The 3,176-nt window shown below is 70.2% G+C and carries 1 protein-coding gene; it reads right to left on the bottom strand.

Annotated elements, in window-relative coordinates; all coding sequences use genetic code 11:
* The coding region (locus tag ACZ5CR_RS43505; protein ID WP_468868733.1) for a type I polyketide synthase at positions 1-3,176 on the bottom strand (3,176 nt) is incomplete at both ends.

Genomic DNA, 3,176 nt, shown 5'->3' with positions numbered 1-3,176 from the left:
TGCGCCGGGGGCGTTCATGCCGCGGCGGCTTGTGAGGATGAGGTGGTCGGCGCCGTGGTGGGCGAGCCATCGTGCGACGTGGCTGCCGAGTGCGCCGGTGCCGCCGGTGACGAGGATGGTTCCGGTGGGTTGCCAGGCGGGTGCTTCGGGGTTGAGCGCGGGTGCGTGGGTGAGCCTGCGTCCGTAGGCGCCCGCTGCGCGGATCGCTACCTGGTCCTCACCGGTCACACCCGACAACACCCGGATCAGCTGCGTGGCGGACCTGCCGTCCACAACTGCCGGAAGGTCGATCAATCCGCCCCAGCGCAAGGGCTGTTCCAGCGCTACGACACGGCCGAGGCCCCACACCAGAGCCGGCTCCGGCGCATCGACGAGATCGGCACCCTCGGTAGACACCGCCTGCTGGGTCACGCTCCACAGGAGTGCCTCCATTCCGGCGTCTCCCATGGCCTGCGACAGCAGCACCGTCAAGGCGAAGCCGACCGGCACGGATGCGAAGTCGGGATGCGGCCGCCGGTCGAGAGCGACGAGCGACACCACACCCACGGCGTCCGCGGAGCTCCGCAGCCGCTCGGCCAGTCCGTCGCGGTCGAGTTCGTGCTCTCCGAGTACGAGCAGTGACGGCTGGGCCCCGTGAGCGGCCAGTGCTTCGGTCACGCCCGAGACCCACGGGTGCTCGGCCTCGGCCTCGGAGACCACCACGAGCCACGAACCCGACAGGGACGCCGACTGATTGCCGGTCAGCGGCCTCCAGTCGATGCGATAACGGAGCGACTCCTGGATGGATCGGTCGTTCCGTCGTCGGCGCCAGGCAGACAGTGCGGGCAGCAGCCCGTTCAGCTGCTCCCCGTCGAGACCGAGGGCCGCCGACAGCGATTCGACGTCCTCCCGCTCGACCGCCGCCCAGAACTCGCCGTCCGCCTCGGTGAGCGGTGCAGCAGCAGGGGTGCTCGGCTCGACCCAGAAGCGTTCCCGCTGGAACGGATACGTCGGCAGGTCGACGCGCTGCGCCCCGCTCCCGGCGAACACGGCGTGCCAGTCCGTCACGGTGCCGAAGGCTGAGAGCTCGGCCAGCGAGGTCAGGAACCGACGGACGCCCCCTTCACCGCGGCGCAGGGAGCCGGTCGCCACGACAGCCGTCTCGGCCGCGTCGGCGATGTCACGCACTCCGCCTGCGAGGACGGGGTGAGGGCTGGCTTCGACGAAGGTGGTGTGTCCGTGGCCGAGCAACGTCTGGATGGTGTCTTGGAATTGGACGGTGTGGCGCAGGTTGCGGTACCAGTACGCGGCGTTCAGCTCTGCGGTGTTGGTGAGTTCGCCGGTGACGGTCGAGTAGAAGGGGATGTGACCCGCTGTGGGGGTGATGGGGGCGAGGGCCTCGGCCAGTTCCCTTTCGATCTCCTCCACGTGGGGGGAGTGGGAGGCGTAGTCGACGGGGATGCGTTTGGCCTGCGGGAACTCCGCCAGGACTGTGTCCAGGGTGTCGTTGTCGCCGGAGATGACGGTGGAGGCGGGTCCGTTGACGGCGGCGATGGACAGCCCGTCGCGGTCGCGGAGTTGGTCTGCGGGCAGGGGCACGGAGACCATGCCGCCCCGCCCGGACAGGGCGAGGAGTGCCTTGCTGCGCAGGGCCGCGATGCGGGCCCCGTCCTCCAGACTGAGCCCGCCCGCGACGCATGCCGCCGCGATCTCCCCCTGGGAGTGGCCGACGACTGCGGCCGGAACGACTCCATACGAACGCCACAGCTCGGCCAGCGAGACCATGACGGCCCACAGGACCGGCTGGACCACATCGACCCGGAGCAGGGCTTCCTCATCGTCGAGCACATCGAACAGTGACCAGTCCACAAACGGGTCCAGCGCGTCCGCGCACTCCCGCATCCGATCCGCGAACACTGGTGAGGTGGCGAGGAGTTCACTCGCCATCCCCACCCACTGTGAACCCTGACCGGGGAAGACGAACACCACGCCGGACGGAGTTCCGGCGAGGCCTGTCACTACGCCCGGGGCGGGTTCGTCGTTCGCCACCGCGTCCAGGCCGCGCAGCAACTCCGCGCGGTCCGCGCCCACGACCACCGCGCGGTGCGACAGTTTGGCGCGGGTTGTTGCCAACGACCAGGCCACGTCCGCCGGGAGCAGGTCCGGGTCCGAGGCCACGAACGACCGCAGCCGCTCGGCCTGCGCACGCAGCCCTGCCCCGTCCTGGGCCGACATCACCCACGGCATGGTGGACGGCTCGGCGCGGCTCTCATCGGCCTCGGCGGACGTGCGTATCTGCACAAGGGCCGCGGGTGCCTGCTCCAGGATCACGTGGGCGTTGGTGCCGCTCACGCCGAACGAGGACACACCCGCGCGCCGCGCGTCACCGGTTTCCGGCCAGTCGGTCCGCTCGGTGAGCAGTTCCACCGCGCCTGCCGACCAGTCGACATGCTGCGATGGTTCGTCGACGTGGAGGGTCTGGGGCAGTACGCCGTGCTGCATTGCCATGACCATCTTGATGACACCGGCGACGCCCGCAGCGGCCTGGGTGTGTCCGATGTTGGACTTCACCGAGCCAAGGAGCAGCGGACGGTCCGAGCCCCGGTCCTGTCCGTAGGTGGCCAGCAGTGCCTGGGCTTCGATCGGGTCACCGAGCGTGGTGCCCGTGCCGTGTGCCTCGACCGCGTCGACGTCCTGCGGGGAAAGCCCGGCGTTCGCCAACGCGTCCCGGATCACCCGCTGTTGAGACGGTCCGTTGGGTGCGGTGAGGCCGTTGGAGGCGCCGTCCTGGTTCACGGCGGAGCCGCGTACGACAGCCAGGACCTGGTGACCATTGCGTACGGCGTCCGAGAGCCGCTCGACGAGGAGCATGCCGACGCCCTCGCCCCAGCCCGTGCCGTCGGCCGCATCGGCGAACGACTTGCACCGGCCGTCCGCCGCAAGCCCCCGCTGACGCGAGAACTCGATGAACGTGGCCGGCGTCGCCATGACGGTGACGCCTCCGGCCAGTGCCATCGAGCACTCGCCGCGCCGCAGCGATTCGCACGCCAGGTGCAGGGCCACCAGCGAAGACGAACACGCCGTGTCCACGGTCAGTGCAGGGCCCTCGAGACCCAGGGTGTAGGACACCCGTCCCGACGCGACACTGCCGGCGATGCCCGTGCCCAGGTACCCCTCGGCTTCTTCCGGGACTTCGC

This window comes from Streptomyces sp. NPDC031274 (genome assembly GCF_055570235.1).
Note: the sequence above shows the minus strand (reverse complement) of the source record. Positions and strands in the feature narration are given on the sequence as shown.